The sequence below is a fragment of the Kribbella sp. VKM Ac-2571 genome, assembly GCF_004362255.1.
GTDB lineage: Bacteria > Actinomycetota > Actinomycetes > Propionibacteriales > Kribbellaceae > Kribbella > Kribbella pratensis.
In genome coordinates this window covers 147,760-171,853 of sequence record NZ_SNWS01000011.1, presented here as the reverse complement: position 1 = coordinate 171,853, position 24,094 = coordinate 147,760, and the positions used below count along the sequence as shown (strand labels likewise).

The following is a 24,094-nucleotide window of genomic DNA, read 5'->3' as shown; positions in this document are numbered from 1 at the left end:
ACGGCGACGCCCGGTCGCGTCGAGGAAGACCGGACGCCGGGGGGAATGCGGTTTCACAAGGGCGAGAGCTTAGTCGCTCCGGCCGACTTTCGTCACTCCTTTGACGTTCAAACGCCTGTATGACAAGGGATTCTCTCGCGCGCGATCGAGCTTCAAGTGTCAACCGTTACACCGATTGCAGCAAGTGACATTACTGATGCGTAGTTGTTCAACGGCCAGGTCACCTCGTCGTTCCCAGTATTCGTCGTGGGATTGCGACTGTCGCAGGTGAAGTTCAAGGCTGATGGCACGTCCGAGGACTCGTACTACGGCTACAACCCGCACAGCGTCGAGACCATCACGTCGCAAGCCGGCGACACCCGTTCGACGTACGGCTACACGGCGTACGGCAAGAACGACGACGACCGCTTCACCGGCGTCGACAAGCCCGAGGCCCAGAACCCCGGCAAAGAGCCCTACAACGTCTACCGTTTCAACGCCAAACGACGGGACCAGTCGTCCGCAATGTGCGACATGGGCTTCCGCGACGGCGAATCCGCGGGATCCGAAGCTCGTCTACCGGGGTGGTGGTGGGCAGTTCTTTGGTCGGACGCTCGCCGTCGTGGGTGTCGTCGGCGACCTCCCGTACATCTGGGAGGCCGGTCGGGTGATGTCCGGCAAGCCACCGAACCCAGCGATGTACCCCGGGAGCATGCTGTGTGACATCATCGGTTGCCCGACTGTGTCATGAGCCTGAGCCCTGATCACTACGGCCAAGGGTGGAGCGGGGTGTCCGTGCCGAGCGAACCGCTGAGTTGCCAGGCGTTGCCGGGATATTTCGAAGAGGTTTTTCCCGAGTGGCTGGCGGCGATCTGGGATGTCCGGAGCCGGAATCATCCTGTCGCGGTGACAGCGGACATGCTGGTGGCGGAGGTGTTTGTCGATGAGATCTTTGTCAGTGGGGTCGACGAGGGCGACAGGGATCTTCTGGTGCGGTGGTTCGAGACTGTTGAGGTGGCCTTGGGGGCTCCGGACCGGATGCTGCGGTCCACCTTCGTGGAGCACGTCGAACCGGTGGTGCTGAAGACTGATCGGCGGGCGCGGTGGACGCAGGAGTTGGCAGGCCCGTTGTTGACGGGCCGCCTGGATGCTGCGGTTGGGGCGTCCTGGCGGGGGCAGGTTGGTGGGTTCGGCCCGGAGTACGACGATCTGTTGGGGGTGCCGCTCATTGTGAGCGGCCACCTGTATCGCGACGAGATATTGTTGCACTCGGCTCGGCAGCGACGGGATCGGACGTCGGTTCCACTGACTCGGCCTTTTGGGCGGTTGCCCGCTGACAGTGGTGCGTATCAGGTCGGGGTAACGATCGCGGAGCTGCTAGCGGTTCTGCCGCGGATACTGGACGACGATCCTCGGCATGAGATGGACGAGTTCCTCTCGTATGCCGGCATCGCGGACTGGGTGCGCTTCTATGCAGAGTCGTTGACAGTGAACTTGCAGGGGAAGGCGGATTCGTACGCTCTGTCGATCTGGCCGGTGCACAAGGTCGACCGGGGTGAACCGCAGGTCCAGTGGTGGCCGGGCGAATCGCTGTCCGTGCCCGACTGGCGCGATGCGACCGACCTTGGAACCGCGATGCTGACAGCCTTTCGAACCGCGACGGTCAACGGACGCTCCACGCCGACCTGAGAGCCAGGCGGCTGCCCGCTTCCTCAGCAAGCAACTGACGGCGGCGTGCACGAAGACGACGAACTACTCGTACCTCGAGATCGACGCCTCGTCTATGAGGAGCCCGCTCAGGTGGGTGGCCGGTAACCGGCGGCTCAAGGCTGGGAGGGGGCGATGGCTGTCGCCTGGAGCAGGAGACCGAAGAGGTGCTCGGGATCGGTGGCGTCGGGGGTCAGGGCCTGGATGGCGAGAGATTCGTCGAGGGGGAGGGCGGCGGCTTCTGACCAGGATCGGAAGGAGGCGACCGCCGCGGATGGGCTGATTCCGTCATCAGGCATGTGGTAGGAGTCGATCGCCCTGGACTTGGCGAGAGTGCCCGACCAAGTGGAGCCCTGAGGGTCGGCGGCGGCGACCGGACCGCAGTCGCTGTCGACGATGAGCGCGGCGAGAACGGGGTGTCCGGTGGTCCTGGCGAGGGCCTGAGAGCCGGTCAGCGGGTTGTCGGTCGTGCCTGCCACCCAGGCCAGCTGCCAGCCGTCGCCAATCGGCTCGACCCGGACGTACTCGTCTCCGAATGTGGACGACGTCGGCAGCGCGTCCAGCGGTAAGTCGCTCTTGGCGGCGACGAGATAGCCCCAATAGCCCATCGTGTCACCCTACAACTGAGACCGGACGCCGCTGTGGCGGGTCGGTTTGTGTGGGCGATGGTGAACTCTCGGGAGAAAATGGGACCACCATGCATGGACTGGGGGTTGGGGTGGCTACTGTCGTCAGGTGCAGAAATGGCCTGGTCGTCCTTACCCTCTCGGCGCCACGTACGACGGCGCCGGGACGAACTTCGCGGTGTTCTCGGAGGTTGCCGATCGAGTGGACCTGTCACTGATCGGCGACGACGGAACCGAGCAGCTGGTGCAGCTGACCGAGGTGGACGGGTTCGTGTGGCATGCCTACCTCCCCGGAGTGCAGCCGGGACAGCGCTACGGCTTCCGGGTGCACGGCCCGTACAACCCGTCCGAAGGCCACCGGTGCAACCCGTCCAAGCTGCTGCTGGACCCGTACGCAAAGGCTGTCGACGGGCAGCTCGACGGTGACGAGTCGCTGTTCAGCTACCGGTTCGCGGAGCCGGACGAGCTGAACACCATGGACAACCGTGAGCACACCATGCTCTCGGTGGTGACCAACCCGTTCTTCGACTGGGGCAACGACCGCCCGCCGGGCCACGCGTACCACGAGACGGTGATCTACGAGGCGCACGTCAAGGGCCTCACCAAGACGCATCCGGGCCTGCCGGAGAACATCCGCGGCACGTACGCCGGGATCGGCCACCCGGCCGTCATCGAGCACCTCAAGGAGCTCGGGGTGTCCGCGATCGAGCTGATGCCGGTGCACCAGTTCGCCCAGGACGGCCACCTCCAGGAGCTCGGCCTGTCGAACTACTGGGGCTACAACACGATCGGCTTCTTCGCGCCGCACAACGCCTACTCGTCGACCGGCACCCGCGGACAGCAGGTGACCGAGTTCAAGGCGATGGTGAAGGCGCTGCACGAGGCGGACATCGAGGTGATCCTCGACGTGGTCTACAACCACACCGCCGAGGGGAACGAGTTCGGTCCGACGCTGTCGTTCAAGGGCATCGACAACGCGGCGTACTACCGGCTGGTCGATCAGGACAAGACGCACTACTACGACACCACGGGTACCGGCAACAGCCTGCTGATGCGGCACCCACACGTGCTGCAGCTGATCATGGACTCGCTGCGCTACTGGGTCACCGAGATGCACGTCGACGGCTTCCGCTTCGACCTCGCGGCCACGCTGGCCCGCCAGTTCCACGAGGTCGACCGGCTGTCGGCGTTCTTCGACCTGGTCCAGCAGGACCCGGTGGTGAGCCAGGTGAAGCTGATCGCCGAGCCGTGGGACGTAGGCGACGGCGGCTACCAGGTGGGCAACTTCCCGCCGCTGTGGACGGAGTGGAACGGTAAGTACCGCGACACCGTGCGCGACTTCTGGCGGGGCGAGCAGTACACCTTGGCCGAGTTCGCCTCCCGGCTGACCGGCTCGTCGGACCTGTACCAGGACGACAGCCGCCGGCCGCTGGCCAGTATCAACTTCGTCACCGCCCACGACGGCTTCACGCTGCGCGACCTCGTGTCCTACAACGAGAAGCACAACGCGGCGAACGGTGAGGGCGGCAAGGACGGCGAGAGCCACAACCGCTCCTGGAACTGCGGTGTCGAGGGTGCGACGGACGACCCCGAGGTACTGCGACTGCGCGCGAGGCAGCAGCGCAACTTCCTCACCACCCTGCTGATCTCGCAGGGCGTGCCGATGATCGCGCACGGCGACGAGCTCGGCCGGACGCAGAGCGGCAACAACAACGTCTACTGCCAGGACAACGAGATCGCCTGGGTGGACTGGGAGCTCGGCGAGCCGCAGAAGCACCTGCTCGAGTTCACCCGGGCCGTGGTCCGCCTCCGCAACAACCACCCGGTGCTGCGCCGTCGCCGCTTCTTCCACGGCGACACCGGGATCGACGGACTCGGTGACCTGGTCTGGTTCGCGCCGAAGGGCGCCGAGATGCAGAACGGCGACTGGCAGCAGAACGACGCCCGGGCGATCGCGGTCTTCCTGAACGGCGACGCGATCTCCGAGCCGGACCTCCGCGGCGAGCCCGTGGTCGACGACTCGTTCCTGATCCTGCTGAACAGCAACTACGAACCGGTCGACTTCCTCCTCCCGCCCGAGGAGTACGGCGAGAACTGGACGGTCGTCGTCGACACGACGAGTGCCACCGGCGCCGGGTCCGACGAGCCACACGCCGCCGGGACCACGGTCCAGCTGGAGGCCCACAGCACGCTGGTCCTGACCCGCGCGAGGCAGGCCGCCGGATGACGGGGGTCCCGCAGGCCACCTACCGGTTCCAGCTCCGCGCCGAGTTCGGCTTCGACGCCGCGGCCGCGGTGGTCCCGTACCTGGCCGGCCTCGGGATCTCCCATGCGTACCTTTCCCCGATCCTCCAGGCCGCACCCGGTTCCACCCACGGGTACGACGTGGTGGACCACAGCCGGCTGTCCGAGCCGATGGGCGGCCGCCCCGCGTTCGACCGCCTGTCCGCGCGGCTCACCGAGCACCGCATGGGCGCCATCGCGGACGTCGTACCGAACCACGTCGCCGTGCCGACGCCGGAGAGCTTGAACAAGGCGCTGTGGTCGGTGCTGCGGCTCGGGCCCGGTTCGCAGTACGCGGACTGGTTCGACGTCGACTGGGGTGCGGGGAACCAGCCGTTGCTGATGGCGGTGCTGGGGCAGCGGATCGGCAAGGTGCTGGCGGACGGAGAGCTGTCGGTCGACGGCGACATACTGCGGTACTACGAGCACGAGTACCCGCTGCGGCCGGGGACCGAGCACCTGCCGATCCAGGAGCTCGTCACCGAGCAGTGGTACCGCCTCGCACACTGGCGGGTCGCTGACGAGGAGCTGAACTACAGGCGGTTCTTCGACGTCGACACGCTCGCCGCAGTACGTCAGGAGACGCAGGAGGTTTTCGACGCGACGCATCAGCTCCTGCTCGCGCTGTTGCACGAGGGCAAGCTCAACGGCTTCCGGATCGACCACCCCGACGGCCTGGCGGACCCACGCGGCTACCTGCGTCGGCTGGCCGAGCGCACCGGCGGCGCCTGGGTCGTGGTGGAGAAGATCCTGGAAGGCGACGAGCAGCTCCCACGCGACTGGCCCTGCGCCGGCACCACCGGGTACGACGCCCTGCTGCGCGTCGGCGGCCTGTTCGTGGACCCGGCCGGTGCTGCACCGCTCGCAGCACTCCACTCGGAGCTCACCGGCGCACCGGCCGATTTCGGGCCTGTGGTGGAGGAGGCGAAGCGCGAGATCGTCCAACATGGGCAGTACGCCGAGGTGCATCGACTGGTCGAGTTGCTGGCCCGCATCTGCCAAGACGACGTACGACTGCGTGACCACACCAGGCGGGCGTTCCATGAGGTCGTGGCCGAGCTGCTGGTCCAGTTCGATGTCTACCGCGCGTACGTCGTACCGGGTGAAGAAGCGCCTGCTGCTGCGGTTGCTGCGATGGAGCGTGCGGCGGAGAAGGCGCGGGCCAAACTCGACGAGGACCGGCAGGAGACGCTGGACGTAGTACTGCACCTCTTGCTGGGACGTGAGACGAACGCGATCGACGAGGACGCGCGGGCCGAGCTGATCGTGCGCTTCCAGCAGACCTGTGGTCCGGTGATGGCCAAAGGCGTCGAGGACACCGCGTTCTATCGATGGCTGCGGCTCACGTCGCTCAACGAGGTCGGTGGGGACCCGGAGCATTTCGGTGTCACGCCGGAGGAGTTCCACGCGTACGCCGCACAGCTGAATCAGCACTGGCCCAAGACGATGACCACGCTGTCCACTCACGACACCAAACGCTCCGAGGACGTCCGCGCGCGTCTCGGCGTACTGTCCGAGCAGCCGGCCGCCTGGGCGGAGGCGGTGCGTGAATGGCGCAGACTCGCGGAAGACCACCGGAGCCCGCTGCTGGACGGCAGCACGGAGTACCTGTTCTGGCAGACGCTCTTCGGCACCTGGCACGACGGACCGCTCGCTGAGGACCGCCTACAGGCCTACCTCCTCAAGGCGATCCGCGAAGCCAAGAGGCACACCAGCTGGACCTCCCCGGACGGCGAGTACGAGCAGACCGTCGTAGCCTTCGCAAGCGCAGTCCTCCACGACGACACTGTGCTCGACGCGGTACGTCGCTTTGCTGACGAGCAGACCGACTACGTGCGCGCAGCCACGCTCGGACAGAAGCTGGTGCAGCTGACGATGCCCGGCGTACCGGACGTGTATCAGGGCACCGAGCTGGTCGACCTGTCCCTCGTGGACCCCGACAACCGTCGTCCCGTGGACTACGAGCAGCGCATCGGTCGGCTGCAGCGACTGGACGACGGCGGCAAGCCGGAGGACCTGTCCGACGAGAAGCTGCTCGTCACATCGCGGGCGCTGCGCCTGCGCCGGCAGTACCAGGAAGCCTTTGCCGGTAGCTACACGCCGCTCCCGACATCAAACGGACATGCGGTTGCGTTCGCCCGGGGAGACGCGGTGATCACCGTTGCGACCCGGCTGCCGGCTGCGTTGCAGCGTCTGGGCGGCTGGGGTGAGAGCACGGTGGTGTTGCCGAGTGGCCAATGGAAGAACGTGCTGACCGGCCGTGACGTAGGTAGCGGCGCTGCCCGGATCGTCGACCTGCTGACCGACCTCCCCGTCGCCTTGCTGGTCAGGAGCTGACAGGCGTGCACACCTTCCGAGTCTGGGCACCCGAGGCGACCAACGTCGACCTGGTCCTTGGGGACGGTGTGCTGCCGATGCGCTCCGTCGACCATGGCTGGTGGGAACGACAGGTGGTCGAGGCACACCACGGCACCGACTACGCGTACTCCGTCGACGGCAGCGACCCGCTACCCGATCCACGCAGTCCGTGGCAGCCGGACGGGGTCCACGGGTTCAGCCGGGTCTTCGACGCGACCCGCTTCGAGTGGACCGACGACAGCTGGACAGGTCGCGACGTACGCGGTGCTGTCTTCTACGAGCTTCACCTGGGCACGTTCACCTTGGAAGGCACGCTGGAGGCCGCGGCCGAGCACCTGGACTACCTGGCTGTGCTCGGCGTAGAGGTGGTCTCGCTGCTACCGATAGCCGCGTTCCCCGGCGTACACGGCTGGGGGTACGACGGTGTGGACCTGTACGCCGTGCACGAGCCGTACGGCGGCCCGGAAGCACTGCAGCGGTTCGTCGACCGGTGTCACGACGCCGGACTGGCCGTGTGTCTCGACGTCGTCTACAACCACCTCGGCCCGAGTGGGAACTACCTGGACAGCTTCGGTCCCTACTTCACCACTCGCCACTCCACGCCGTGGGGGCCTGCGGTCAACCTCGACGACACGGGCAGTGCCGAGGTACGCCGGTGGATCTGTGACAACGCACTGCGCTGGTTCCGCGACTTCCACATCGACGTACTGCGGCTGGACGCCGTACATGCGCTGGTCGACGACAGCCCGACCCACCTCCTCCAACAGCTGTCGACAGAGACCGCAGCGTTGTCCGAGGAGCTGGGACGGCCGCTGGAGCTGGTGGCCGAATCCGACCTCAACGACCCGCGCACGGTCGAGCCAGTAGCCCAGGGCGGGATGGGGATGACCGCGCAGTGGAGCGACGACTTCCACCACGCGCTGCACGCCCTGCTGACCGGCGAGCGGTTCGGGTACTACGTGGACTTCGGCGATCCGGCGGTGTTCGCGAAGACGCTGACGCGGGTCTTTCTGCACGACGGGGAGTACTCGACGTTCCGCGGCAAGGACTGGGGCCGGCCGGTCGATCCGCGCAAACACCGCGGCGGCGAGTTCCTCGTCTACACGTCGAACCACGACCAGGTCGGCAACCGGGCGCTCGGCGACCGTCCGGCGCTGACGCCCGGACAGCTCGCGATCGGCGCCGCGCTGGTGCTGACCTCGCCGTACACGCCGATGCTGTTCATGGGTGAGGAATGGGGCGCCTCGACGCCCTGGCGGTTCTTCACCGATTTCACCGAGCCCGCGCTGGCCGACGCGGTGCGGACCGGACGGCGGCGCGAGTTCGCGGAGTTCGGCTGGGACGCGGACGAGATCCCGGACCCGCAGGATCCGCAGACGTGGCGGAGCTCGGTGCTCGACTGGTCCGAGCCGGACGAGGCGCCGCATCGCGACGTCCTCACCTGGTACCGGCACCTGCTGACCTTCCGGGCCCGGATGCCGGAGCTGCGCGACGACCGGCTCGAGTCCGTCAGGATCGCGTTCGACCCGGCGGGGGCCTGGCTGGTGGTGACCCGCGGCAGCCTGCGGGTGGTGGCGAACCTGACCGCGTCCGAGGCGGTGGTGCCGGTCAACGCGGTCCCGGAGTACCTGGTGATGTCGTTCGCCGGGGCAGAGCTGACCGCCGCCGGGGTCTTGTTACCCCCTCACGGCGTCGCGATCCTCGCCGTCTGAGATTTTCTCGACAAGAGCACGTTTGTGGGTCAAACCAACACAACGCGGCGTTCGAGCGTGTTGATCCGTGGTGATTTCCGGAATCACTTGCTGCCAGGGCTCTCCTGACGGACTGTAGATGAGCCAGCAGGGGACGGGGGGTTTGACGGGAGGACCGAATGACAGTCGGAGGAGTCGACACCTACTACGATTACGAAGAGAAGCAGTGGAAGAGCCGGAAGCTGGGGGGCGGCCCGATTCGCCGCGGTCCCGTGTGCCCGGCCCCGCGCACCCCGGACCACGCGGTGCACGAAACTCTCCCCGAGCGCCGTCGCGATCACGACGTGCCGAATCACACGCTCAACTGACCCAACCCCGGTGGCAGGGCCCGCCAGACCAGGTCACCGTTCGAGCCCAGCGGCCGTCGACCGAAACCACGACGGCCGCCCGGCCATGCCCAACGACGTTGCTCAGCCAACCGAACGCTCGTTCCTCGAGTCGTGGATTTCGGCGGTCAAACGCAGCCTCGATCCACGACTCGCGGTTCCCGGGGCCAACCAAACGCCACGACTCGGCCGCGCCGGCTCTTCACCTCGTACGCGTTCTGCACAACCGCGGTCCGAGGCGCGCCGTCATAAGAGCCGGGGCGACGGTCGGGAGTGTGGACAGGCCCCGGTGACCGGGGACAGGCAATACCAGGTGCCGACCCACCATTGCCTGTCGCACGACCCCGGAGTGCCCTGTTCAGCCGGCGGCGGTGATGACGTCGGCGGCCAGGAGCGAGCGGAGTTCGTCCGTGGACGGGCGGCGGCCGAGGGTGCGCAGGCGTTGGGACTGGGCCTTGAACCCGCCGTCCGGCAGTACGCCGAGTGCCTTCAGCAGCTTCCCGTTCAGCCGCGCCACGGTGGTTTTCCCGGTCCCCGGCGCACCGGCGAAGATCAGGTGGTGGCTGACCGCGCCGATCGCCAGCCCGGCGGAGCTTCGCCACTCGTTGACCTGGATCTCGTCGACCAGCGCCCGTACCTCGGCCTTCACGCCGGGCAGCCCGACCATCATGTCCAGTTCGCCGAGCAGATCGTCCACCGGGCCGTTCTCGGCCGTCGCCGTACTCTCCTCGATCACCTCGACCGTGCTGCCCGCCGCGATCGCCAGCGCAGGCTCCGCGGTGTTCGTCGCCCGCAGCCCCTCGACCGCTCCACCGCAGCCCGGCGCGAACGTGATCGCCGAGCCGCGGGTGTCGTGCACGGCATACGTCCCGCCGGCGATCGCAACCGTGGCCCCGTCCGGCGCATCGAGCAGCGCGGAGCCAACGGTCTGATACGCCCCGGGCCGATCCGCCGCGACGGACAGGATCCTCATGAGGCGCGCTCGAGGAGCCAGCCGCGGTCGGCGGCTTTGACTCCGGCCTGGAAGCGGCTGCGGGCGCCGAGGCGGTTCATGATCTGCGCGACCATCCGTCGTACCGTCCGGACCGAGATGTTCAGGTGCGCCGCGGCCACCTCATCGGTCGCGCCGAGGGCCAGCAGGCGCAACATCTCCTGCTCGCGCAGCGACAGGTCGGCCTCGTCGGGCAGATCCCGGTCGGCCAGCGGTACGGCGTCCGGCCAGATCCGCTCGAACAGCTCCAGCGCGGTCACCACCACGCTGGTCAGCCGCAGTACGGCGATGCTGCCATTGGTGGTGTCGGCGGGGAGCACGGCGACCGAACGGTCGATCACGATCGCGTTCATCGGTACCTGCGGGATCGTCCGTACGGCGACACCGGCGAGCGACAACGCACCGAGGTGCCGGCCGACAGTCGGCGTGGTCCGCGCGTGGTCGGGGAAGATCGCCCGGTAGCGCACGCCGTGCTTGACCTCGCGCGGCCCGAACGTCGGACCGGCCAGGCTGCTCATGGTGATCACCTCGTCCTCCGCGGACGCGAGCAATTCGGCGAGCCCGCCGTGGGCAGGGATCTGCTGATATCCGGTGGGCGGCGGGTTGAGCATTGTTACGGTCATGAGAGAGGGACCCCCAGAGGTAGCGTGGCGGCGACGCCGGCGGCGTGCCGCCCGTCGAGGCGTTCGGACTCGACCCCGAAAGAGCGGGCCAGTGTGGTCAGGACCAGCGACACCGCGGCGACCGAGGTCAGGATCAGTACGGTCCGACGCGGTGGTTGCCGCGCCGACCCGGAAGCTCAACCGGTCTGGTGTGTGCGCTGTGTGACCGTTCATGACACATACGATCCGCGGAGACGATGACATTTCGATGACACGCGAGGTAGCGCCCGTTGCGTCGGGGGCTGACCGGTTGTGCATGGTGGCTGGACCGGGGGATCAGTAGCGTCGCTCAGTGCGGTTCGGTGTACAGACGGAAGACATGGCATGGACGCAACGACCGCGCGGGGCCCGCCGTTCGCGGCGACCGTGGCCAGCGTTCACGACGCCCGGCGAGGTGTTGCAGGACAGGAGCGGCCGGGGCCGGGAGCGAGGTAGTACGCGCGTCGCATAGAGTGACATCTGTCTCGACAAGGAAGGATCCGCGCGATGTCCGATGCAGACGAGCCGGTGACGGAGGAGTCGCCGTTCCCGGGTTTCGACATGACGAAGCCGAGTATCGCGCGGACGTACGACTACCTGCTCGGCGGCAAGGACAACTTCGCGGTCGACCGCGCGTTCGGTGACCGGTTCATCAACGAACTGCCCGGTTCCCGGGTGATCGCGTACGACAACCGCGGCGCGCTGATCCGCGCGGTCCGCGAGATCGTCGCGAACACGCCGGTCCGGCAGTTCATCGACCTGGGCAGCGGCCTGCCGACCGCGGACAACGTCCACCAGGTCGCCCAGCGGTACGCGCCGGACGCGAAGGTCGTGTACGTCGACAATGACCCGATCGTGCTTGCGCACGGCCGCGCGCTGCTCGCCGAGAACGACAACACCACGGTCATCCAGGCCGACCTGCGGGAGCCGAAGGCGATCGTCGAGCACCCGGACACCGTGCGGCTGATCGACTTCGGCCTACCGGTCGCCGTGATCTTCAGCGCCACCCTGCACCACGTGAACGACGACGAGGACCCGGCGAGCATCGTCCGCTTCTGGAAGGACCGGATCACCGCCGGCAGCCACGTCTTCATCAGCCACTTCCGCAGCGAGAACGACCCCCGCAGCCAGGAACTCGAACAGGTCCTCCAAGGCTCCCTGGGCCGCGGCCGCTGGCGCACCGACGCCCAGATCCTCGCCCTCCTCGGCGAAGGCTTCACCGTCCTGGAGCCCGGCATCGTCCCCGCCTCCGAATGGCGCAACGAAGACGCCCCCGAAGACCTCACCGACTACCAACGCCTCATCGCCGCGGTACTCGCCGTCAAGGACTAGTTCCTCGGCGGCCCGCTCAGGACTGGATGAGGAACGCGAACTGAGCCGTCTTGGTGCTGCCGTCCGGCTGGATGATCTTGGCCTCGGGACCGAGGGTGAACCCGCTGCGTCGGAAGCGTTCGATCGCGCGCGTGTTCCGTACGTCGGGCTCGACCACGATCCGCGGATGCCCGAGTTCCTCGAACACGAAGCGGACCAGCGCGCCGACCAGCTGACCCGTGAACCCGCTCCGCGTTTCGCCGGGCGCGATCAGCAGATGTACGCCGAGGTCGCCCGCCGCGACCTCGTACGCAGCACCCGCGGGATCGGCCTGCGGGTCGTACGTCTGCAAGAGAGCGACCGGTACGTCGTCCAGCCGCACGACGTACACGTGATGCGTCGGCACCGAGTCCAGGAACTGGTACGTGGCCGCGATCTCCTCCCGCGACAGCGCGCCCATACCCCAGAACGCCGCCCGCTCCGCCGTCACCCACTCGTAGATCAGATCGAGATCACGCGACGGATCCGCCTCCTCGATGCGCACGGTCCCGAACCCGTCGACGACAACCGAGTACGTGCGATCCTCACGAACCACAGCACCGTCCGCCGGCACGAGCGATCCGCGCAACCACAACGGCAACTGGTCGTGGTGATGCGGATCTCCGAGTACGCCGGACGCGCCGAGCGGCACCACCCACCGGCTGGCCGAGCGGTCGCCGAGGTCCCACGCATAACGGGCCGCCGACGCCCGGATGCAAACGTCGGTGAGCCCTGGGAGGCTCGACGTCGACATCACGCAATGGTGGTCCCCGGAGAGGCTGAGGTCGTACGGCTCCTCGCCTGGCGCGAACACCGCGCCGCGCAGCGCGTGCAGCGGTGTGAGCTGATGGGTCTCGCCCCAGGGCGGCCGCGGGCTGTTGGCGGCCACCTCTTCCAACGCCTCGCGGGCAAGCCACTGGATGTTGACGTGCGGGAGCAGGTCGGTGGCGAGGAGGTTCTCGAGCGCATATGAGACATGCGTGAGCGGGTCCATCCAGGGGATGAAGATCTCGGCGACGTCGGCGTTCTCGAGCATCGTGAAGTGGTCGGTGAGGCGGGAGACGAGCGCCTTGCGGATCGCGGCGTACGTCGATGCCGTCGTACTCGTGGCATCCATGTGGCGGTCCCAGGCGAGCAGTTCGGTGCGGAGGGCAACTGCTTGGGTGGAGAGATCTTCGAGGTCGGTCAGGAGGTCCAGGACGGAGCCGGCCGAGCCGAGGTACGTGTCGCGGTGGATGGTCGGCATGTTGTCGACCGTCCAGGCGTCGCGCGCTTCCACGAGTTCGCGGATGCGGTCGGCGCGGTGGGGTGCGGCGAACTCGACACCCAACGGCGTTGCCAGTCCCCGCGCGTTGGCCATCACCGCCGGGCCGTCCACGTCCGCCCGCGGCATCTCGTGCCAGCCGTCCCACGCGTGCTCAGCCTCCCAGGCCGGTACGACGCGCAACGTGTTCTCCCGCGCCCGCCGGGGCACGACACCGGCTGTCCGATGGAGCAAACCACCTGCGGTATCAGCCGCGAGTACGACGTTGACCGGCTCAACCCACTCGTCGAAGGCCGCGTCGACATCCGCAACGGAAGTTGCCCGCAGCAACCGCTTCATCACCTCGAATCCGAGCCGGCCCGTCACGCGCGGCGGATAACGCAGAGAGGTCGCCCGCTCCGCGTCGTGGGCATCCTGCATGATCACCGGGCCGCGTTCGGTCTCGATCACTTCGATCTCGACGGGTTCGGCGCCGGCGACCTCGACCACCTCGGTGTGGAGCGATGCCGGCTCCCAGCCGGTCGGGCCGAGCGCTTCTACGCCCGAGTCGGTTCGACGGAGTTGTTCGGCGTACAGGTCCTGGTAGTCAGCCATCGCGTTGGTGATGGACCAGGCGACGCTGCCGGTGTGCCCGAAGTGCGCGAGCCCCGGAATCCCAGGAACCGCAAGCCCGAGTACGTCGTACTCAGGGCACGTCAGCCGGATCTGCTGATACACACCCGGGCTCTCGATGTACCGATGCGGATCGCCCGCAACAATCGCCTGACCGCTGGCGGTGTGCGATCCCGGGATCAACCACCCGTTGCTCCCCGCCCCATGCGGACCCTCCGACGAGAACAACTCCAGCGACGCGTCCCCGAGCCGCTGCGCGACATGGGTGCGCCAAAGCTTCGAAGGGAACCCGGCGAACAGGATGTGCACCGCCAACCAGATCCCGAGCGGCGCCCACGGCTCCCACTTCTGCAACGTCAGCCCGGTCTGGGCGAACTCCGGCGCGCGCAACGCACCACCCGGCAGCGCATGGTTCACCCCCTCGACGTACGCCGTGACCCACTCGCGCGTCTCGTCGTCGAGCGACTCGAAACACCGCTGCGCTGTGTCCGCCAATCGCGCCTGCCGCGCGAACACGTCCCACCCGGCCGCCTCCGCCCCGAGGAACGCCGCGCTCGTCCCGAGGTACCGCCGGCGCTCCAGTTCGAGCTGCCAGGCGCGGTCCCGGGCGGCGTTCACTCCTTGCAGGTACACCAACGCGAGCGGATCCCCGGCCTGCAGGTGCGGTACGCCGTACGTGTCCCGGAACACCCTCGCGTTCACAACAGTCCCCACTTCAGTTAGTTAGGCTGCCCTAACTTACAAGTCGGCGATCCGCCCCACAACCGCAATTCTCGCTGGAGCACCATCGTGAGGCATGGCCGGGAAGGCCGCGTAATCTGACGGCTGTGATCACGCCGCTCGACCTGACCGACCGCGTTCTCGCCGAGCGACTGCTGACGATCCAGCACGCCGCGTACGCCGTGGAGGCCGAGCTGATCGGCTTCGACGGCATCCCGCCGCTCCAGGAAGACCTCGACGGCCTGATGTCCTCGACCGAACTCTGGCTCGGCCGGTACGACGGATCACACCTCGTCGGCGCCGTCGCTTATGAGCTGCCGGACGACCGCACCGTCGAGATCTCCCGTCTGATCGTCGACCCCGCGCACGCCCGCCGCGGCCACGGCCGAGCCCTCCTCGACCACGTCGACCAGATCGAACCACGACCGGTCAGCCTGGTCTCCACGGGCTCAGCCAACACTCCGGCCGTCAACCTCTACAAGTCCCGCGACTACGCCACGATCGGCGAAATAGAAGTTGCTCCCGGCATCTACATTACGCAGTTCCGCCGCGGGTCCTGACCTGCTCGAACCCGTAGTACAGGGCCAGCAGGAACACGAGCAGCAGGGTCAGCTGGGCGGAGACGAACGAGATTCCGATGCAGGCTCCGTAGATGACGGTGCCCAGCGAGTAGCGGATGAGGGACTTGCGCATCTCCGCCTTGGACATGTCGTGGTCGACCAGGTGGTTGCGCAGCACGTACCACCAGATCAGGCTGAATGCGATCGCCGCCAGCGTCAGGTTCGCGCTGTAGACGGCGGCCGCGACATGCGCGTTGCTCGACTCGTCCTCGAGGTGCTCCGCGAACAGGCTGGTGGGGAACGGCAGCAGCGTCGCCCACAGCAGCAGCAACAGGTTGAGGAACATCAGCCCACGATCCGCGCGCTGGATCTGGCGGAACATCGAGTGGTGGTTGACCCACATGATGCCGAGGATCGCGAAGCTGGTCAGGTACGCCGCGAACTGCGGCCACTCGTGCAGCAGCGCCGGCCACAACCGCTCACCCTCCTCGAGCTCGGGGCTGCGGAGTTCGAGGACGAGGAGGGTGATCGCGATCGCGAAGACGCCGTCACTGAAAGCTTCGAGACGACCCGTCTCGGCAAGGTCGGACTGTGTGCTCACGGAGACACAGTCTGAGCCAGCTTGATCAGTTCGTCGACAGCGAAAGCGCTGTCCAGCTGATCGCCGGTAGCGTAATCGTCAGTTTGCCGTCGGCGAGGCGGGCGTCGGCCGGTTGGGGGGTGATGCGATCCGGGTGGGCCGCGGTGTTGGTCGCCAGCCCGTCCTCGTCGTGCACGATCACCGCCTCGTCGACGGTCGTCACCCCGCTGCGGCTGATATCGACCGTGACCTCGATCGGACCGTCGGTCGACCGGTTGACCGCGAAGACCGCGAGCTTGCCGTCGTCGTACGTCGCGACCGCGTCGACAGCGGACACCTCGCCGTACTTCGCCGTGGTCACGACGGGCGAGTCGGTTTCGACGCGGAGCACCTGGCCGGCCGCGAGCCGGGACGTGATCGCGAACGGGTGGAACGTCGGCTGCCGCCAGGACGCGCCGCCGGGCTCGGTCATGATCGGTGCGATCACGTTCGCGAGCTGCGCGAGACAGGCCACGCCGACCCGGTCGCTGTGCCGCAGCAACGAGATCAGAAGGTTGCCGACCACCACCGCATCGGTGACGTTGTACTCGTCCTCGATCCGACGTGGCGCCACCTCCCACTGATCGCCCGGTCCGTCGGTACGGCGGGAGCGTTCGCCGTACCAGACGTTCCACTCGTCGAACGAGATGCCGATCTTCTTGCTGCTCTTGAGTTCCGCTCCGACGTGGTCGGCGGTCGCCACCACGGATTCGATGAAATGGTCCATGTCCACCGCGGACGCCAGGAACGAGGCGGTGTCACCGTCGTCGTTGCCGTAGTACGCGTGACACGAGATGTACTCGACGAACTCGTACGTCTCCCGCAGTACGTCCCGCTCCCAGGTCCCGAACAACGGCATCTTCGACGACGACGAGCCGCACGCGACCAACTGCAGGTCCCGGTCGATCATCCGCATCGCCCGCGCGGTCTCCGCCGCGAGCCGCCCGTACTCGGTCGGGGTCTTGTGCCCGACCTGCCACGGTCCGTCCATTTCGTTGCCGAGGCACCACAACTTGATCCCGTACGGCGACGCACCGTGCTGCTCGCGCAGGTCGGACAACGTCGTACCGCCCGGATGGTTCGTGTACTCGAGGAGTTCGAGCGCCTCCTGGACACCGCGGGTCCCGAGGTTGATCGCCATCATCGGCTCGACGCCGGCCTTGGCGCACCAGCGGCTGAACTCGTCCAGCCCGAACTCGTTCGTCTCGACACTGTGCCAGGCGAGGTCGAGACGCCGGGGCCGGTCGGCGCGCGGGCCGACGCCGTCCTCCCAGCGGTAGTTGGAAACGAAGTTTCCGCCGGGATAGCGGACCACGGAAACACCCAGCTCACGGGTCAGTTCCAGGACGTCCTCACGGAAACCGTCCTCGTCGGCGGTCGCGTGGCCGGGCTCGTAGATACCGGTGTAGACACACCGGCCCATGTGCTCGACGAAGGTTCCGAAGGTCCGGCGATTCACGGGCGCGACCGTGAAGGCAGGATCGATGGTCAAGTTGGCAGTGGGCACGAGGTTGCTCCTGTCGTGTGTCTAGCCCTTGATTCCGGCATCGCCGACACCGCGGACGACGTGGCGCTGGAACAAGGCGTAAACGATCAGCAAGGGAAGGCCGCCCAGTACGGCGGAGGCCATGATCTGGGCGTAGCGCAGGCCGTACGAGCCCTGCACGTTGGCGAGGCCGACCGGGATCGTCATCATTGACGGGTCGGTGGTCACGATGAAGGGCCAGAGGAAGTTGTTCCAGGCCCCGATGAAGGTGAAGATGCCGACGGCAACGAGGATCGGGCGCGACATCGGCACCATCACGCTCCAGACGATCCGCCAGCGGGACGCGCCGTCGACCCGGGCGGCGTCCTCGTAGTCGCGGGAGATCCCGTCGAAGAACTTCTTCAGCACGAACACCATCACCGGCGCGACCACCTGCGGCAGCACCATGCCCCAGTACGTGTCGACCAGGCCTAGCCCGGTCATCTCCTGGAACAACGGCACGATCAGCACCTGCGGCGGCACCAGGATGCCGGCGATGATCAGGCCGAACAGCACCTTGCGTCCCGGGAACTTCGTCCGGGAGAAGCCGTACGCCGCGAGCACCGACACGACCAGCGTCAGCGTCGTCACGAGGACCGACACGATCGTGCTGTTGAAGAACCAGCGGATCAGGTCGCCCTGGTCGATCACGCTCCGGTAGGCGCCGGCGGTCGGCGCTTCCGGCAACCAGGTGATCGGAGCACGAGTCGTCTCCGGCTCCGGCTTGAGCGAGGTATCAAGGGCCCAGAGCAACGGAACCAGCCAGACGATGGCAAGGATCACCGCTCCAACGGCACTCGCCGCCTTCGGAAAGGTCCAGCGTGGCGGGCGGCTGGGCTTGGTTGCTATAGGCAAGGTGGCGGTCGTCACTCTGCCTCCCCTCGGCCGGAGAAGAGTTTGAACTGGGCTACTGCGACGATCACGATGATCGCGAAGAACAGGTAGGAGATCGCGGACGCGTAGCCGATCCGGTAGCTGGTGAAGCCGGACTCGTAGATGTACTGGATGATCGGCCTGGTCGCGTAGTTCGGGCCCCCGTTGGTCATCAGGTAGATCTGGTCGAAGATCTTCAGCGACGCCACCAACTGCAGTACGACGATCAGCCCGGTGGTGCGGCTCAGCAACGGCAGCGTGATCCGGAACAGCTGCTGCCGGCCGTTCGCTCCGTCGATCTGGGCCGCCTCGTACACCTGGGCCGGAATCCCTTGCAGGGCGGCCAGATAGAGCAGGAAGTTGAACCCGACCGTCCACCAGACGGTGGTGATCACCACGGCGAGCATCGCCCGGTTCTCGGTGTTCAGCCAGTCGATCTCCGCGAACCCGCCGGCCGTCAGCAGGCCGTTCACCAGGCCGAACCCGGGCTGGTAGATCCACACCCAGATCAGCGTCACGACGGTGGCCGGCAGGACGAACGGAGCGAAGTACGAGAACCGCAACAGCCAGCCGAGCAAGCCTTTGCGGTTGGCGAGCAGCGCCATGACGAGCGCGATGATCACCAGCGGCGGCGTACTCATCGCGGTGAAGACAAGGGTGTTCTTGAGCGACGACCAGACAGCCGGGTCGCCGAACAGATCCTGCCAGTTCTGCAGGCCCAGGAACTCGTGCTTGACGCCGGCGAGGCTGGTGTTGAAGAAGCTGTTCCACAGGCCGGAGACGATCGGCCAGAGCATGAACAGCACGAACAGCAGCAGGAACGGCGCCACGAAGAACAGGCCGCCCCAGCGTTCCCGCCAGGGCTGTCCGGTCCCCGCCTTCGCCGCGGTCGGCGACGTACCGGGGGTGACGCGCGGTGGTGTTTCTACGGCCATGACCGACCTCCTTAAACCGGTGACGGGGTGTCGAGGAGCTTCTGGGTGGCGGCCTTGAACTGCGCGAGCGCGGCCTTCGGCGTCGCCTGACCGGAGAAGACGCCGCTGAACGCCGCGGCGGCCTCGTTCTGCAGTTGTGCACCGGACCCGCTGAACCAGGCGTCCGGGTCGAACAGCACGTCCGGCGCGACGCTGCGGTACTCCGCTTGCGGGTTGAGGTCCAGGTACTCCTGACTCTTCGCCACCGGCTGGTACGCCGGAACGTGGCCACCGGCCGCCCATTCCGCGCTGTGCTTGAGCATCCAGGCGATGTACTCGACCGTCGCCTTCGTGTCGTCCTTGTTCCGGTTGCTCTGGTGCGGCAGCACGAACGTGTGCGCGTCACCGGCGTACTTCGGTACGTCGTACACGACCGGGAACGGCGCCATACTGAACGGCATCTTCGCGGTCTGGTACGTCGTGACTTCCCACTCCCCGTTGAAACTCAGGCCGGCGTCACCGTTGCTGAACTGCGCGACCAAGGCGGAGTAGTTGGACGACCGCGGCGTGAGCCCGTCGGCGGCGAGTTTCGCCATCAGGCTCAGGGCTTCCAGCGCTTTGGCGTCGTCGAGAATCAGCCGCGTACCGGTCTCGTCGAAGAACTTTCCTTCGAGTTGTCCGTAGAGCGTCCACCAGAGCCGCCACGGGTTGGTGGTCTCGACCGAAGCGCCGAACTTTCCGGTCACGTCCTTGACCGCCTTCAGCATGTCGAAGAACGCGTCGACGCCTTTGACGGTCTTGATCTTGCCGTCCGCACCGAGCAGCCCGGCCTTCTTGCAGATCTCGGTGTTGTAGTAGAGGACGAACGGGTGCGTGTCGAGCGGTACGGCGTACAGCTTGCCGTCGACGATCGCGCGGTTCCAGGACGTCGGCAGGAAGTCGGACTCGGTGACCCCGGCGTCGGCGAGCAGGTCCACCGGGATCGGGTCGAGCATCGTCGTCGGGCTGAAACCCTTGAGCCGGGACAGGTGCAGGGTCGCCACCTCGGGCGCCCGCCCACCGGCCGCGGACATCGCGAGCTTGGTGTAGAACGGCGGGCCCCAGGCGAGGGTGTGCGCCTCGAACGCGACGTCCGGGTGCTCGGCGACGTACTGCTGGTGGATCTGCAGCAGGCGGGCGCCGTCGCCGCCGCCGAACAGGTTCCACTCGCGGACCTTGGGCTTGGTGCGGAGGGTGCCGCAACCGGTGAGGGCGAGGGCGCCGAGCAGGCCACCAAGTACTGCTCGACGCCCTGGACGAAACAGGGCAGGGTCAGGGGGCATCTGTCCTCCAGGCGGAGTGGAGTACCGATCTACATCGGTGTACTACATCGGTGTAGAAGATCGCATGAGCTGTCTTGGGCGTCAAGACCTCAGGTGCTGCGTTAGTGGATGCCCAGCGTGGACTCGCGGGTGTGCAGTTCGTAGCGGGCGGCGATCTCCTCGTGGTCGGAGTCGTCGCCGGCCATCCGCCGGACCAGCAGGTCGACGGCCTTCTTCGCGATCTCCGTGCGGCCCGGGTCGACCGTGGTCAGACTCGGCGTGCTGTAACTGGCCTCGTCGATGTTGTCGAAACCCGCCACCGCGACGTCGTCCGGGACCCGGATGCCGTGCTGGGCGAGCACCCGCAGCGCGCCGAGCGCGAGGGTGTCGTTCAGGCCGAGGAGGGCGTCGAACTCCAGGCCCGAGGCGAGTAGTCGCTCGGTCGCCTCGGCTCCGGTCGAGCGGTGCCAGCGGCCGGCCGGAAACGCCAGCTCCTCCGGTACCGGGAGGCCGTGCGCGGCGAGGGTTTCGGCATACGCGCCGTACCGGATGGCCGCGGTGCCGACCTGCTCGCCGGGGTGGACGCCGAGGACCGCGATCCGCCTGCGTCCGAGGGTCAGCAGGTGCTCGACCACGGCCTTCGTGGCGGGGACGTTGTCGATCATCACGTGATCGACCGGGCTGTGGAAGATGCGCTCGCCGAGCAGCACCATCGGCGTGTTCACCTTCAGCTGATCGATGTCGTCCTGGCCGAGTCCGAGCGGGCTGTACAGCAGGCCGTCCACGAGGTGGCCGCGGGGCCGATGGAGGACGGTCAGCTCGCGGTCGCGGTCCGCGCCGGTCTGCTCGATCATCACGGTCAGCCCGTGCTCGTCGGCCGCCTCGATCACCTGGTCGGCGAGTTCACCGAAGTACGGCAGGCTGAGCTCCGGCACGGCCAGCCCGATGACGCCGGTCCGGCCGGACTTCAGGTGCCGGGCGGACAGGTTCATCCGGTAGCCGAGGGCATCGATCGCGGCGAGCACCTTGGTCCGGGTCTCCTCGCGGATGTACGGGTACCCGTTCATCACGTTCGAGACCGTCTTCGGGGACACGCCGGCCCTACGCGCGACATCGCGCATCGTCACCGCCACGACGTCATCCCGATCATGAGCGCCACGGTAGTGCACTCGGTGCCGACGCTGTCAGTCCTCCGTGTCGTGCGGCGGGCGGCGTGGCGGGTTCGGCTGCGGGCCGGCGGACGGACCGCCCGGATGCTCCGGGATGTCGGGCTCGTCGCCGGCCAGCTCGACGCCCTCCTCGCGGAGCGTGTCCTCGACCGTCGGGTCCAGCTCGTGACCGGCATGTGGCAGGCCGGGCCTGTCGAAGCTCATGGCACCCTCCCCTAGCAGTTGTCGCTGGTGCCAGAGTACGGCCTGTCAGTCAGTAACCACCCGCTGCGCCAAAGTCAGCGGTCGGACAGGGGGCGGCGGCGTTGGGTGACGTCGACGAGGGACTGGGGTTGCCAGGCGACGTCGGCGCGGTACAGGTCGGTGCCGGGTGGGACGATCTCGTCGATCCGGTCGAGGGTCTTGTCGTCGAGCGTCAGGTTCGCGGCGGTGATCAGGCCCTCGAGTTGCTCCATCGTGCGCGGCCCGGAGATCACGGATGTGACCGCGGGATGCGTGGTGACGAAGGCCATTGCGAGCTCGGGCAACGTCGTACCGATGCCGTCGGCAACTTCGATGAACTGCTCGACGGCGTCGTACTTCACGGCGTTCGCGGGCAGCGTGGGGTCGAAGCGCTCGGGGGCGAGCGCGGCGCGACCCGACGTCATGTCGATCGGCTGGTTCTTGCGGATCTTCCCGGACAGGAAGCCGAACGCCAGCGGGCTGTACGTCAGCACGCCCATCCCCAGCCGGCGGCAGGTCGGCAGCACCGACCTCTCGATGCCGCGGGCCATCATCGAGTACGTCGGCTGCATCGTCCTGAAGCGGCCGTACCCGCGCCGGTCCGCGACGTGGTACGCCTCGACGATGTCCTCCGCCGGGAACGCCGAGCACCCGAACGCGCGGATCTTGCCCGCACTGACCAGGTCACTCAGCACCCACAGCGTCTCCTCGATGTCGGTGGTGTGGTCCGGCCGGTGGATCTGATAGAGGTCGATCCAGTCCGTATCGAGCCGGCGCAGGCTGTCCTCGACCGCGCGGGTGATCCAGCGCCGCGAGTTCCCGCTCCGGTTCCGGCCCTCGGTGAACGGGAAGTGCACCTTGGTCGCGAGGACGACGTCGTCGCGGCGGTCCTTCAGCGCCTTGCCGACGATCGTCTCGGACTCGCCCGCGGAGTACATGTCCGCGGTGTCGACGAAGTTGATCCCCTGGTCAAGTGCGGCGTGGATGATCCGGACGCACTCGTCGTGATCCGGATTCCCGACCGCCCCGAACATCATCGCCCCGAGACAGTGCGTACTGACCTCGATCCCGGTCCCACCCAGCATCCGATAACGCATGAACACTCCTTCGTAATGGCTCCCCCGAACGCTAGGAGCTAGAGCCCTCTCTAGGTCAACTTTGAGAAGCCACCGACCATTTGCGGGGCGGGAATCCGGTTGGTGGCTTCTCAAAGTTGGGTGCATAGGGTGGGGGAGTGGAGATTGCGGAGCTGTGGGACCCGGAGCCCGGGTGGTTGAACACTGCGTCGTACGGGCTGCCGCCGCGGCCGGCGTGGGAGGCGTTGCAGGCCGCGCTGGCCGATTGGCGGGTCGGCGCGACCAGTTGGGAGCCGTGGGACGCCTCGACGAGGCGGACCCGGGAGTCGTTCGCGCGGCTGGTCGGGGCGGCGGCGGAAAACGTGTTCGTCGGCAGCACGGTGTCCGCGGCGCTGGCGCCGATCGCGGCCGCGTTGCCGGACGGTGCGAAGGTGCTGACCGACGACGTCGAGTTCACGTCGAACGTTTTCCCGTGGCAGGTGCACGCGGACCGTGGCGTCGAGGTGATCGCCGTACCGGGTGACGAGGTGGTCGCCGCGATCACGCCGGGGATCGACCTGGTCGCGGTGAGTGCGGTGCAGTCGTCGACCGGTGCCGTCCTGGACCTTCCCGCGGTAGTTGCCGCCAGCAAGCAGATTGATGCGCTCGTGGTGATCGACGCGACCCAGGCGGTCGGCTGGCATCCGATCGCGGTCGACGGTGTCGACGCGCTGATCGCCCACAGCTACAAGTGGTTGATGTCACCGCGCGGCGCGACGCTCGGCTACCTCTCGCCGCGGCTGCAGGAGCGCTGCCGGCCGTCGGCAGCGGGCTGGTACGCCGCCCGCGACATCCACGGGTCGTACTACGGCCCGGTGATGGAGCTCGATCCGGCCGCGCGGAGGTTCGACCAGTCGCCGGCCTGGTTCAGCTTCGTCGGCGCGGCGCCGGCGCTCGAGCTGATCGAGGAGATCGGCGTCGAGACGATCAACCGGCACAACCTCGCGCTTGCGAACGAGTTCCGCGCCGGGCTCGGACTCGAGCCGTCGAACAGTGCGATCGTCAGCACGAGCCTGCCCGGTGCGCAGGAGGCGTTCGCGTCGGCCGGGATCCGCGCCGCCGTACGGGACGGGAAGCTGCGCGCGTCGTTCCACATCTACTCGACCCATGACGACGTACAGCACGCTCTGTCCGCGCTGAAGCCTTTGATCCGGGGTTAGGGCATGTCTCCCAACCCCACGCCTACTG

General features: G+C 67.4%; 21 protein-coding genes. 9 read left to right on the top strand and 12 right to left on the bottom strand.

From position 1 onward, the window contains the following. The first annotated feature begins 246 nt into the window (after positions 1 to 246). Positions 247 to 702: a hypothetical protein gene (locus EV651_RS24350; RefSeq protein ID WP_133787558.1), complete on the top strand. Its 456-nt coding sequence runs from the start codon at positions 247 to 249 to the stop codon at positions 700 to 702. A gap of 66 nt (positions 703 to 768) precedes the next feature. After that, positions 769 to 1,668, top strand: a complete 900-nt coding sequence (locus EV651_RS24345; protein WP_133787557.1) for a hypothetical protein — start codon at positions 769 to 771, stop codon at positions 1,666 to 1,668. Positions 1,669 to 1,802: 134 nt separating this feature from the next. Here EV651_RS24345 and EV651_RS24340 read toward each other — a convergent pair whose 3' ends face one another. Next, positions 1,803 to 2,294 carry a hypothetical protein gene (locus EV651_RS24340; protein WP_133787556.1) on the bottom strand — a complete coding sequence of 164 codons (492 nt, stop codon included), beginning with the start codon at positions 2,292 to 2,294 and terminating at the stop codon, positions 1,803 to 1,805. A 127-nt stretch (positions 2,295 to 2,421) separates the two neighbouring features. Between EV651_RS24340 and glgX the strand changes: the two genes are divergently transcribed. The 4 genes from glgX (at position 2,422) to EV651_RS24320 (ending at position 9,012) form a co-directional block, all read left to right on the top strand. Continuing rightward, positions 2,422 to 4,539 carry a glycogen debranching protein GlgX gene (glgX, locus tag EV651_RS24335; protein WP_133787555.1) on the top strand — a complete coding sequence of 706 codons (2,118 nt, stop codon included), beginning with the start codon at positions 2,422 to 2,424 and terminating at the stop codon, positions 4,537 to 4,539. Then, complete coding sequence (treY, locus tag EV651_RS24330) at positions 4,536 to 6,932, top strand: malto-oligosyltrehalose synthase (RefSeq protein WP_133787554.1); 2,397 nt, start codon at positions 4,536 to 4,538, stop codon at positions 6,930 to 6,932. Before glgX ends, treY begins: the two co-directional genes overlap by 4 nt. Before the next feature lie 5 nt (positions 6,933 to 6,937). Then, on the top strand, positions 6,938 to 8,665 hold the full coding sequence (treZ, locus tag EV651_RS24325; protein ID WP_133787553.1) for a malto-oligosyltrehalose trehalohydrolase: 1,728 nt from the start codon (positions 6,938 to 6,940) through the stop codon (positions 8,663 to 8,665). A gap of 158 nt (positions 8,666 to 8,823) precedes the next feature. Continuing rightward, positions 8,824 to 9,012 (top strand): hypothetical protein, encoded by a 189-nt coding sequence (locus EV651_RS24320; RefSeq protein WP_133787552.1) that lies wholly within the window; start codon positions 8,824 to 8,826, stop codon positions 9,010 to 9,012. Positions 9,013 to 9,388: 376 nt separating this feature from the next. Here the strand turns inward: EV651_RS24320 and EV651_RS43115 are convergent, their stop codons facing one another. Then, on the bottom strand, positions 9,389 to 10,003 hold the full coding sequence (locus tag EV651_RS43115; protein WP_202870490.1) for a hypothetical protein: 615 nt from the start codon (positions 10,001 to 10,003) through the stop codon (positions 9,389 to 9,391). Continuing rightward, positions 10,000 to 10,644, bottom strand: coding sequence for a helix-turn-helix transcriptional regulator (locus EV651_RS24310; protein ID WP_133787551.1), 645 nt, complete (start codon positions 10,642 to 10,644; stop codon positions 10,000 to 10,002). The genes EV651_RS43115 and EV651_RS24310 overlap by 4 nt, the downstream gene beginning before the upstream one ends. A 525-nt stretch (positions 10,645 to 11,169) precedes the next feature. Between EV651_RS24310 and EV651_RS24305 the strand changes: the two genes are divergently transcribed. Further along, a complete protein-coding gene (locus tag EV651_RS24305; protein ID WP_133787550.1) occupies positions 11,170 to 11,994 on the top strand; it encodes an SAM-dependent methyltransferase in 825 nt (274 codons plus the stop codon). Between the two features lie 16 nt (positions 11,995 to 12,010). On the opposite strand, the gene EV651_RS24300 is transcribed toward EV651_RS24305, so the two are convergent. Further along, positions 12,011 to 14,590, bottom strand: a complete 2,580-nt coding sequence (locus EV651_RS24300) for a GNAT family N-acetyltransferase (protein WP_133787549.1) — start codon at positions 14,588 to 14,590, stop codon at positions 12,011 to 12,013. A gap of 125 nt (positions 14,591 to 14,715) precedes the next feature. Here EV651_RS24300 and EV651_RS24295 point away from each other — a divergent pair, with 125 nt between their 5' ends. Continuing rightward, positions 14,716 to 15,168, top strand: coding sequence for a GNAT family N-acetyltransferase (locus EV651_RS24295; RefSeq protein ID WP_133787548.1), 453 nt, complete (start codon positions 14,716 to 14,718; stop codon positions 15,166 to 15,168). Here EV651_RS24295 and EV651_RS24290 read toward each other — a convergent pair. The 8 genes from EV651_RS24290 to EV651_RS24255 all read right to left on the bottom strand — a co-directional run bounded on the left by EV651_RS24290 (position 15,143) and on the right by EV651_RS24255 (position 22,888). Next, entirely contained in the window at positions 15,143 to 15,769 is a 627-nt protein-coding gene (locus EV651_RS24290) for a TMEM175 family protein (protein WP_133787547.1), read from the bottom strand. The genes EV651_RS24295 and EV651_RS24290 overlap by 26 nt on opposite strands. Positions 15,770 to 15,794: 25 nt before the next feature. Further along, positions 15,795 to 17,294: an alpha-N-arabinofuranosidase gene (locus EV651_RS24285; protein WP_133787546.1), complete on the bottom strand. Its 1,500-nt coding sequence runs from the start codon at positions 17,292 to 17,294 to the stop codon at positions 15,795 to 15,797. A 21-nt stretch (positions 17,295 to 17,315) separates the two neighbouring features. Continuing rightward, on the bottom strand, positions 17,316 to 18,182 hold the full coding sequence (locus EV651_RS24280) for a carbohydrate ABC transporter permease (RefSeq protein ID WP_133787545.1): 867 nt from the start codon (positions 18,180 to 18,182) through the stop codon (positions 17,316 to 17,318). Then, complete coding sequence (locus EV651_RS24275) at positions 18,179 to 19,120, bottom strand: carbohydrate ABC transporter permease (RefSeq protein ID WP_133787544.1); 942 nt, start codon at positions 19,118 to 19,120, stop codon at positions 18,179 to 18,181. Before EV651_RS24275 ends, EV651_RS24280 begins: the two co-directional genes overlap by 4 nt. An 11-nt stretch (positions 19,121 to 19,131) precedes the next feature. Next, the gene (locus EV651_RS24270) at positions 19,132 to 20,421 is read right to left on the bottom strand and encodes an extracellular solute-binding protein (RefSeq protein ID WP_133787543.1); all 1,290 of its coding nucleotides are present in this window, start codon (positions 20,419 to 20,421) and stop codon (positions 19,132 to 19,134) included. 101 nt (positions 20,422 to 20,522) lie between these two features. Continuing rightward, positions 20,523 to 21,533: a LacI family DNA-binding transcriptional regulator gene (locus tag EV651_RS24265; RefSeq protein WP_133787542.1), complete on the bottom strand. Its 1,011-nt coding sequence runs from the start codon at positions 21,531 to 21,533 to the stop codon at positions 20,523 to 20,525. Between the two features lie 51 nt (positions 21,534 to 21,584). After that, on the bottom strand, positions 21,585 to 21,773 hold the full coding sequence (locus EV651_RS24260; RefSeq protein WP_133787541.1) for a hypothetical protein: 189 nt from the start codon (positions 21,771 to 21,773) through the stop codon (positions 21,585 to 21,587). Between the two features lie 74 nt (positions 21,774 to 21,847). Then, positions 21,848 to 22,888, bottom strand: coding sequence for an aldo/keto reductase (locus tag EV651_RS24255; protein ID WP_133787540.1), 1,041 nt, complete (start codon positions 22,886 to 22,888; stop codon positions 21,848 to 21,850). A 137-nt stretch (positions 22,889 to 23,025) separates the two neighbouring features. On the opposite strand from EV651_RS24255, the gene EV651_RS24250 reads away from it, so the two are divergent. After that, positions 23,026 to 24,066, top strand: a complete 1,041-nt coding sequence (locus tag EV651_RS24250; protein ID WP_133787539.1) for an aminotransferase class V-fold PLP-dependent enzyme — start codon at positions 23,026 to 23,028, stop codon at positions 24,064 to 24,066. The last annotated feature ends 28 nt before the right edge of the window (positions 24,067 to 24,094 follow it).

Bases quoted from the DNA above. Each gene is read 5' to 3' on its own strand.
- EV651_RS24340 (WP_133787556.1), bottom strand. From the start codon at position 2,294: ATGGGCTATTGGGGCTATCTCGTCGCCGCCAAGAGCGACTTACCGCTG.
- treY (WP_133787554.1), top strand. From the start codon at position 4,536: ATGACGGGGGTCCCGCAGGCCACCTACCGGTTCCAGCTCCGCGCCGAG.
- EV651_RS24320 (WP_133787552.1), top strand. From the start codon at position 8,824: ATGACAGTCGGAGGAGTCGACACCTACTACGATTACGAAGAGAAGCAG.
- EV651_RS43115 (WP_202870490.1), bottom strand. From the start codon at position 10,003: ATGAGGATCCTGTCCGTCGCGGCGGATCGGCCCGGGGCGTATCAGACC.
- EV651_RS24310 (WP_133787551.1), bottom strand. From the start codon at position 10,644: ATGACCGTAACAATGCTCAACCCGCCGCCCACCGGATATCAGCAGATC.
- EV651_RS24305 (WP_133787550.1), top strand. From the start codon at position 11,170: ATGTCCGATGCAGACGAGCCGGTGACGGAGGAGTCGCCGTTCCCGGGT.
- EV651_RS24275 (WP_133787544.1), bottom strand. From the start codon at position 19,120: ATGGCCGTAGAAACACCACCGCGCGTCACCCCCGGTACGTCGCCGACC.
- EV651_RS24270 (WP_133787543.1), bottom strand. From the start codon at position 20,421: ATGCCCCCTGACCCTGCCCTGTTTCGTCCAGGGCGTCGAGCAGTACTT.
- EV651_RS24260 (WP_133787541.1), bottom strand. From the start codon at position 21,773: ATGAGCTTCGACAGGCCCGGCCTGCCACATGCCGGTCACGAGCTGGAC.
- EV651_RS24255 (WP_133787540.1), bottom strand. From the start codon at position 22,888: ATGCGTTATCGGATGCTGGGTGGGACCGGGATCGAGGTCAGTACGCAC.